This is a genomic window from Frateuria defendens, assembly GCF_001182895.1.
Classification (GTDB): Bacteria; Pseudomonadota; Gammaproteobacteria; order Xanthomonadales; family Rhodanobacteraceae; genus Frateuria_B; species Frateuria_B defendens.
Genome location: NZ_LFQR01000132.1, coordinates 1 through 8,388 on the forward strand (window position 1 = coordinate 1; position 8,388 = coordinate 8,388).

The following is an 8,388-nucleotide window of genomic DNA, read 5'->3' on the forward strand; positions in this document are numbered from 1 at the left end:
GCCGCCCACGCTCCTAGGGAGGGTCACATGGCTACCGAACGAGAGGTCGAGTTGGTATCCGCTGCCTACGGGACAGGCATTACGTCGCCGCGCGAACTGGCGAACTTCATGGCACAAGTGACGCATGAGTCGGCCGGGCTCACGAAGCTGGAGGAAAGTTTCGTCTACAGCAAAGGGTTGCAAACGGTTCCCGTCGCTTCCGTGCGCAATAACCATACTGGGGAAACCGCATGGCATGAAGCGCTCAAGGGACGCCCGGAACACCTCGCGGAATTGATGTACGGCGGACGCATGGGAAACCATGACCCGGGAGACGGCCTGAAGTACAAGGGCCGCGGCTACATACAGCTCACGGGGCGCAACAATTATGCAGAGGCAGGACAAGCCCTTGGACTCGACCTGGTGAGCCACCCGGAACTTGCCGCGACCCGGGAGAACGCGATCAAGACATCCATCCATTTCTGGAATACGAATGTTCACGATGTGGCGCCCGAGGACGTCGACCGCGCAACGCACATCATCAACAAGGCGGGGCTCGGACTCGCAGAGCGCCGGCAGCATTTCGCCACATGGCAAGAGAGGCTCACGCCCGAGGTCATGGCCGGGCTTGCACGAGGTGAAATGCTGTTGCCCATTGATCGAGAGATGGCACAGGTTCATCACGGCCATGCAGAGAACACACTCAGGATGAATGATTCAGGCGATGCCGTGGGAAGGCTCCAAGAGCAGCTGGGTGCGCTCGGATATGGTGGCAGCCATGGAGAGCCGTTACAGCTCGACCGCTCCTTCGGGCCTGATACGTATGCCGCAGTGCGCTCGTTCCAGCAGGATCGCCACCTTAGAGCCGATGGCCTGGCAGGGCCGGCAACGCGACGCGCAGTCACCGAGCAGCTCCAATCGCAAGCGCAGACCCAGCGGCCGCAGGCGCCGATTCGCCTGGATGATCCCACCCACCCGGACCACGCGCTCTTTCGGCAGACGCAAGAACATGTCTATCGTCTCGACCAGCAGCTAGGTCGCACTTCCGACCAGCGAAGCGACAACATCGCTGCCGCATTGACTGTCGCGGCGCGAGCCAATGGAATGCAGCGGATCGACCAGATAGCGCTCAATGAAGACGGCAGCCGGCTCTGGGCCGTGCAGGTGCCACCCGGAGCACGGGATCACTTCTTCGACCGGCACGCGAGCGTTCCTACCGCGGCCGCCAACATGGCCATGGAACAAAGTGCCGCGCAGTGGCCCCAGGCGATGCAGCAATTCCATGCGGCACTCGCTCAAACGCAGTCCCAGGCACAAATCCATGCCCCGGCGACTGCGCAAACTCCGCCATCGCACGCGCCGGTCATCAGCCACTGAGGGGCGGAATCCCGGCAGTCTGGCCTTGCCATGGAAAGAAGCCGGCAGTCCTATCCCGTCAGTGCAGCACGAACAGCTTGTCGAACCCCGCCACGCGCAGGGTGCCGCGCAGTTCGTCGCTGGCGTTGACGATGTGGATCTCGGCGCGGTCGGCGCCGGCGTGTTCGCGCAGCAGCAGCAGCATGCCGAGGGCGGAGCTGTCCATGCCGGTCACTTCGCCGAGGTCCACCACGTAGCTGCGCGCGGGCTTGCCCTCGCCGAGGCAGGCGTCGTGGAAGTCGCGGTGCACGGAGAAGTCGAAGCGCTCGCCCAATTGCAGGGTGAGGCAGTCGTTGTCGCTGTCGTGCTGGACGGTGAGGCTCATCGTGGCATTCCTGGTTCTAGGGAGCGCGATCCTTCAGCGGATCGCGCGCAAGTCGCACACCCAAAGGTTCGTTCGCAGCGGGCCGCCGCCCCGCCGCCGGCCGAACCGGCACGGCGCCCGGGCGCGCGGCCGGCTGCGGGGCCGTCAGAACAGCTCGATCTCGCCCGCGTCCATCGAGCTTTGCAGCGCCGGGCCGCGCGAGCGCAGGCGCGCCTTCTCGCGCTGGATGGCGAGGCGGCTGCGCACGCGCTGGGCGCGCGTGTCGAGCGTGGCGGCGTCGATGCTGCTGCAGGCCAGCTCCTCGATGTCGCGCGTGCAGTCGGCGGCGATCTCCTGCAGTTCCACCAGCCGCGTGCGGGTCTGGTGCAGCAGCTGGCTCAGGATGTCCTCGAACTGCAGCGAGCGGATGGTGGTGGAGACATCGCTGCCCAGGCCGCGGTTGATCTCCACCACCTGGTCGGCCACCGCGCTGGTGCGCGCGTCGCTCTCGGTGACGTGGGCCATCATGGCGTCGATGCCGCCCTTGGCCGACAATGCCACGCTGAGGTCCTGCGAGGCCATGGTGCCGACCAGGCCGCGCAGCTGCTCCATCGCCGCGCGGGCGCGCTCGACGTGGCTGCCGATCTGCTCGTTGAACTGGTTGGAATGGCTGGCGAGGTTGCGGATCTCCCCCGCCACCACCGCGAAACCGCGCCCCGCCTCGCCCGCGCGCGCCGCCTCGATGGCCGCGTTGAGCGCGAGCAGGTTGGTTTCTTCGGCGATGGTGTTGACGTTGCGCAGCAGGCCGAACACCGCGTCCATCTCCTTCGCCATGCCGTCGATGCGGTAGACGGTGCGCAGGCTCTCGCGCGACATCTGCACCACCACGCCCACGAAATGCTCCAGCAGCTCGCCGGTGCGCGCGGCGAAATCCTGCACCGACACCTCGCCGTGCTGGGCGTCGATGATCTGCTTGAGCAGCGACTGCTGCTGGCCGGTCTTGCGCGAGAGGCCGTCGAAGCCGCCGCCCAGTTCCGACACCGCGTCGCGCAGCAGGTCCAGCGCCTGGTGCAGCTCGCGCGCGGCGTGGCCGAGTTCATCGACCAGCGCGCCGCGCACGTCTTCCAGCGCCTCGCGCACCGGCTCGGCATGCGCCGCCGGCGGTGCCGCCTCCGTCGGCACCGCGCCGCGGCGGGCCTCGACGATCCACACGGCGGTGAGCGCGATCACCAGCACCGGCGCCAGCCAGGCGGGGTGCCACAACAGGCCGAGCAGCAGGGCCGCCGCGCTGGCGATGAGGCCGGCGTACGGGCGTTTGCGGAAGACGGAGGCGAAGGCGTTCATGGCTTGGAAATCCGGTCAGGCAGCGGCGCTGCCGATAGGCTGGTGCGCCAGCGCGAGCAGGCGGCGGGCGATCTGGTCGAGCGGCAGCATGTCGTCGGCGGCGCCAAGCTTCCAGGCGGCGCCGGGCATGCCCCACACCACCGAGCTTTCCTCGTCCTGCACGAGGGTGCGGGCGCCGGCCTGCTTAAGTTCGAGCAGGCCGCGGGCGCCGTCGTCGCCCATGCCGGTGAGCAGGGCCGCCACGGTGGCGCGGCCGGCACTGGCCGCCATGGAGCGGAACAGCACGTCCACGCTGGGCTTGTGGCGGTTGACCTGCGGGCCGTCGTGCAGGCGGCAGACGTGCCTGGCGCCGTCCCACATCACCAGCAGGTGCTGGCCGCCCGGGGCGATGTAGGCGTGCCCCTGCTGGATCGGCTGGCCGTCGTGCGCCTCGCACACGCGCATGGCCGAGCAGTGGTCCATGCGCGCGGCGAACGGGCCGCTGAAGGCGGCGGGGATGTGCTGGGTGATCACGATCGGCGGCGCGTCGGGCGGCATCGCCTCCAGCACCACGCGGATCGCCTCGGTGCCGCCGGTGGAGGCACCGAGGGCGATGATGGGGCTGCCGCCGCGGCTGCCGGCGGCCTGCACGCGCGGCAGCACCGCGTCGGCGGAGAGCCGCGGCGGCACGTCGAGCCGCTGCACGGCGGTGCGCTGGCGCGGCCGCGCGCGCGCGGCGGCCTTCACCTTGGCGCAGATTTCCTCGGCGCCGCTGGCGAAGGTGCTGGCGAGGTCGCTGGTGGGCTTGGGAAAGAAATCCACCGCGCCCTGCTCCAGCGCGCGCAGGGTGACGTCGGCGCCTTCCTGGGTCAGTGAGGACACCATCACCACCGGCGTCGGCCGCAGCCGCATCAGGTTCTCCAGGAAGGTGATGCCGTCCATGCGCGGCATCTCCACGTCCAGCGTGAGCACGTCGGGCTCGAGCTGCTTGATCTTCTCGCGCGCGATGTACGGGTCGGCCGCGGTGCCCACCACCTCGATCGCCGGATCGCAGGCGAGCATCGTCGACAGGAGCTTGCGCACCAGGGCGGAATCGTCGACCACCAGAACTCGCACTTTTTCCATCGCCCTCGATTCCCGTCTCGCTGCTGCGGAGGAAGCCATGCCGGCGGCGCGCACGCGCGCACGCTCAGAACAGCTCCACCTCACCCTTTATCGGATCGTTCGCCAAACGCTTGAGGTACTGACTCTCCTCCGCCACCAGCGCGGCGTCGGTGCCGCGCCGCAGCTGGCGCACGCGCACGCGGCCGCTGTCGGGGTAGAACTGCACCTGGCGCGGGTACACATCGCCGAGGTCGGAAGCGGCCAGCCGCAGCCCCTCGGTGGCGATGTAGTGGCGCACGAACTCGATGTTGCGGCAGCCCACGTCGGTCATCTGCGCCAGCACGCGGCCACCGCCGAACACCTTCACCTCCAGGTCCGCGCGCTGGCCGCCGGCCTTGAGCATGGCGTTCACCAGCTGCTCCATCGCGTCCGTGCCGTAGCGCGCGGCGCGGCCCACGGTGCCGCTCCACTCGTCGCGCTCGCGCGCTCCCGCGGCCTCGCCCAGCGGCGCGGGCAGCATGAAGTGGTTCATGCCGCCCAGGCGCCGACGCGGGTCGTAGATGCAGGCGGACACGCACGAGCCCAGCACCGTGGTCACCAGCTCGTGCTGGCGGCTCACGTAGAACTCGCCCGGCAGCACCTTCACCGTGGGGCAGCCGTGCACGCTGTCCCAGAACCGGCGCAGGTGCTCGAAGCCCGGCAATACCGGCGTCAGCGCCAGGGTGCGGTCCAGCATGCTCATGCGCGCTTCCGGTACACCGTGCGGCCGATCAGCTCGAAGGCGTCGGAGAGGCCGAGCATGGATTCGGAGTGGCCGAGGAACAGGTAGCCGCCCGGCGACAGCAGGTCCGCGTAGCGGGCGAACAGGCGCTGCTTGGTCGGCTGGTCGAAATAGATCACCACGTTGCGGCAGAAGATGGCGTCGAACGGGCCCTGCATGGGCCACTCGTGCAGCAGGTTGAGCGGCAGCACGCTGACCAGTTCGCGCAGCCGCGGATGCACCTGCGCGTAGCCCTCGTACTCGCCCTCGCCGCGCAGGAACCAGCGCCGGCGCCGCGCCTCGCCCACGCCGCCGAGGCGGTCGAGCGGGTACACGCCCTCGCGCGCCACCGACAGCGCCTGCGGCGAGAGGTCGGTGGCGAGGATCTTCGCGTCCACCGCGCTGCCCGTGTGCGCCAGCGCCTCGGCCAGCACCATCGCCAGCGCGTAGGGCTCCTCGCCGGTGGAGCAGCCGGCCGACCAGATGCGCAGGCGATCCTCCGCGCGGCGCTTGTGCGCGAGCCACTGCGGCAGCAGCTCGCGCTCGATCAGCTCGTAGTGGTGCGCCTCGCGGAAGAAGGCGGTGACGTTGGTGCTGATGGCGCTGGCCAGCTCGCCCAACTCGCCCACCGGGTCGTTCCGCAGCAGCTCGCAATAGGCGGCGTAGTCCTTCAGGCCCAGCGCGCGCAGGCGGCGCTGCAGGCGCCCCTGCACCAGCTGGCGCTTCTGCTCGCTCAGCGCGATGCCGCAATGGCGATGGACGAATTCGCGCAGAAAGCGGAACTCGGCATCGCCCAGCGACGGGCCCGCGGCGATCGCCGCGGCGCCGTCACCGGCCAGGGCGCTGGCGCTGGCCACGTTTTTAGAATTCCTTCCAGGCGCCGGCGTCCGCGGTCTCCGCGGCGTGGGTCTTGCGCGGCGCGGGCGCGCTGCGCACGGCGGCGAACACCGCCTCGGCTTCGGCCATCGGCGCGGGCCGGTGCAGCGGCGCCGGCCGCGCGGCGGGCGCCTCGCCGTTGAGCTGGAAGAAACCGACCTGGCCGGCGAGGTCGCTGGCCTGCTCCTGCATGGAGCGCGCGGCGGCCGCCGCCTCCTCCACCAGCGCCGCGTTCTGCTGGGTCATCTCGTCCATCTGCAGCACGGCGTTGTTGACCTGGTCGATGCCGGCCGACTGCTCCTGGCTGGCCGCCGCGATCTCGGCCACGATGTCGGTGACCTTCTTCACGCTCTCCACGATCTCGCCCAGCGCCTTGCCCGACTGGTCCACCAGCGAGGAGCCGGCCTGCACCTTCTCCACGCTGTCGCGGATCAGCGCCTTGATCTCCTTCGCCGCGCCCGCGCTGCGCTGCGCCAGGCTGCGCACCTCCGTGGCCACCACCGCGAAGCCGCGGCCCTGCTCGCCGGCGCGTGCGGCTTCCACCGCCGCGTTGAGCGAGAGCAGGTTGGTCTGGAAGGCGATCTCGTCGATCAGGCCCACGATGTCGGCGATCTTGCCGCTGGCCGCGTTGATCTCGCGCATCGCCACCACCGCCTGCGCCGCCACCTCGCCGCCGCGCTCGGCCTGCTCGCGCGCGCCGCGCGCCAGCTGGTTGGCGTGGCTGGCGCTCTCGGCGTTCTGCTTCACGGTGGAGGTCATCTGCTCCATCGAGGAGGCGGTTTCCTCCAGGCTGGAGGCCTGCTCCTGGGTACGCTGGGAAAGGTCGTCGTTACCGCGCGAGAGCTGCTGCGCGGCGGTGCTCACCGCGCCGGCGCCGTGGCGCACCTCGCTCACGATCGCGCTCAGGCGCTCGTCCATGATGCGGAAGGCGTGCAGCAGCTGGCCCAGCTCGTCGTTGCTGTGGATCACCACGTCATGGCCGAGCTTGCCCTCGGAGATCTCGCGGGCCACGCGGCCGGCGTAGCTCAGCGTACTGATGATCGAGCGGATCACCAGGATCGCCATCAGCAGCGAGATCACCAGGCCGACCGAGAGCGCCGCGATGCTCACCACGCGGGTCGCCTTGTAGCGGGTCTGCTGGCCGGTGAAGATGTTCTGCGACTCCACCCGCTGCAGCTCCACCAGCTTGATCAGCGACTCCTGGCGCTGCATCAGCAGCGGGCGTACTTCCAGCTCCAGCACGTCACTGGCGCCGCCGTCGGGCTGCTTGAGCGCGTCGAGCATGTCCTTGGTACCGCTGTCGTAGTCCCCGTCGGTGGCGGTGTAGTCCTTCCACTGCTTGGCCTGGTCGGGCGCGAGCGGCGCCGCGCCGATCTGCTTGCGCAGGTTGGCCACCTCGGCCTGGTACTGCTCGTACTCGGCCATCTTCTGCTTGAGCTGGTCCGGCTTGCCGGCCACGTTGGCCGCCTCGCCGAGCACCACGAAGGACATCAGCGAGCGCTGGGCCAGCCGCGAGACGGCTTGCGAGGGCACGATCTCGTCCTCGTACATGTGCCGCATGCCTTCGTTCTGCAGGCCCATCGAGCCCAGGCCGATCACGGCGCCGCCGATCAGCATCAGCACCAGCAGGCCGAGCACGAAGCGCAGGCGGCCGCGGACCGAGAGGGAGGGCATCTTCAATTTCAGTTTCGGCATCTTCATGGTGATTCCAGGTCAGGCCACGGCTTTCACGTCGCTCGCCGCCGGCAGGGCGGCTTCGAGCATCTGCGCGTCCTGCGGCTGCAACAGCTTGTCCACGTCCAGCAGCAGCACCATCCGCTCGCCGGCGGAGGTGAGCCCCTTGAGGTATTCGGTGTCCACCGCCGTGCCCATGTCCGGCACCGGGCGGATGGCCTCGGCGGCCACTTCCAGCACGTCGGAGACCGCATCCACCACCACGCCGAACAGGCGCCCGGCGACGGTGACGATCACGGTGACGGTGGTGGGGCCGTATTCCTCGCGCTCCAGGCCGAAGCGCAGGCGCAGGTCCAGCACCGGCACGATCGCGCCGCGAAGGTTGAGCACGCCGAGCACGTAGTGCGGCGCCTGCGGGATGCGCGTGACCGGCGTCCAGCCGCGGATCTCGCGCACGGCGAGGATGTCGATGCCGTACTCCTCCTCCAGGAGGTTCACGGTGAGGTACTGCGACGATGCAGCGTCGCGGCTGGCCGGTTCGGACATGGAGCTCGCCTCGTTGCGGAATCCCCGGGGGCATTCGGGGGTCGAGTCTTCATCGGCAGGGGATGGAGGAACTTGAGGGTTGATGTGTGGGAGCTTTTGCTCCCGCTTCGACACCTGCATACGGCCATCGCCCAGGCCAAGGATGAGGCATCCCTAGTACTGCCGGCACGGCTGTACCAAAGATCATCGCCGCTCGAACAGGCACCCGAACGCGCTAGAAATATTTCCCGCACGCGTGAAATACGCCTGAAAATTTCAACTCTAGGTGGCCGTACCCAACGATTCGATCAGTACTCGTTGGCGGGGTAGGCATACGGCATGCAATGCTCTCAACTTAAGCCAAGAACCGCTTGATCGCAGCCGCCTTGTCAGGCATTATGGACGCAATGTAACTCATTGAGTTCAT

At 68.8% G+C, this 8,388-nt stretch carries 8 protein-coding genes; 1 reads left to right on the forward strand and 7 read right to left on the reverse strand.

What is annotated here, in order from left to right; genetic code table 11:
• Positions 1-27 precede the first annotated feature (27 nt).
• The gene (locus ACH65_RS19205) at positions 28-1,356 is read left to right on the forward strand and encodes an XVIPCD domain-containing protein (RefSeq protein WP_082190355.1); all 1,329 of its coding nucleotides are present in this window, start codon (positions 28-30) and stop codon (positions 1,354-1,356) included.
• A 58-nt stretch (positions 1,357-1,414) separates the two neighbouring features.
• Here the strand turns inward: ACH65_RS19205 and ACH65_RS15405 are convergent, their stop codons facing one another.
• From ACH65_RS15405 to ACH65_RS15435, 7 genes are all read right to left on the reverse strand, one after another.
• Positions 1,415-1,720 carry an STAS domain-containing protein gene (locus ACH65_RS15405; RefSeq protein ID WP_049623507.1) on the reverse strand — a complete coding sequence of 102 codons (306 nt, stop codon included), beginning with the start codon at positions 1,718-1,720 and terminating at the stop codon, positions 1,415-1,417.
• Between the two features lie 144 nt (positions 1,721-1,864).
• The gene (locus ACH65_RS15410; protein ID WP_049623508.1) at positions 1,865-3,043 is read right to left on the reverse strand and encodes a methyl-accepting chemotaxis protein; all 1,179 of its coding nucleotides are present in this window, start codon (positions 3,041-3,043) and stop codon (positions 1,865-1,867) included.
• Positions 3,044-3,058: 15 nt separating this feature from the next.
• Complete coding sequence (locus ACH65_RS15415) at positions 3,059-4,147, reverse strand: protein-glutamate methylesterase/protein-glutamine glutaminase (protein ID WP_049623509.1); 1,089 nt, start codon at positions 4,145-4,147, stop codon at positions 3,059-3,061.
• A gap of 64 nt (positions 4,148-4,211) precedes the next feature.
• Positions 4,212-4,868 (reverse strand): chemoreceptor glutamine deamidase CheD, encoded by a 657-nt coding sequence (cheD, locus tag ACH65_RS15420; protein ID WP_049623510.1) that lies wholly within the window; start codon positions 4,866-4,868, stop codon positions 4,212-4,214.
• Positions 4,865-5,743, reverse strand: coding sequence for a CheR family methyltransferase (locus ACH65_RS15425; protein ID WP_082190356.1), 879 nt, complete (start codon positions 5,741-5,743; stop codon positions 4,865-4,867). Before ACH65_RS15425 ends, cheD begins: the two co-directional genes overlap by 4 nt.
• Positions 5,744-5,747: 4 nt before the next feature.
• The gene (locus ACH65_RS15430) at positions 5,748-7,463 is read right to left on the reverse strand and encodes a methyl-accepting chemotaxis protein (RefSeq protein WP_049623511.1); all 1,716 of its coding nucleotides are present in this window, start codon (positions 7,461-7,463) and stop codon (positions 5,748-5,750) included.
• A gap of 12 nt (positions 7,464-7,475) precedes the next feature.
• Positions 7,476-7,982, reverse strand: coding sequence for a chemotaxis protein CheW (locus ACH65_RS15435; RefSeq protein ID WP_049623512.1), 507 nt, complete (start codon positions 7,980-7,982; stop codon positions 7,476-7,478).
• Positions 7,983-8,388: the final 406 nt, after the last annotated feature.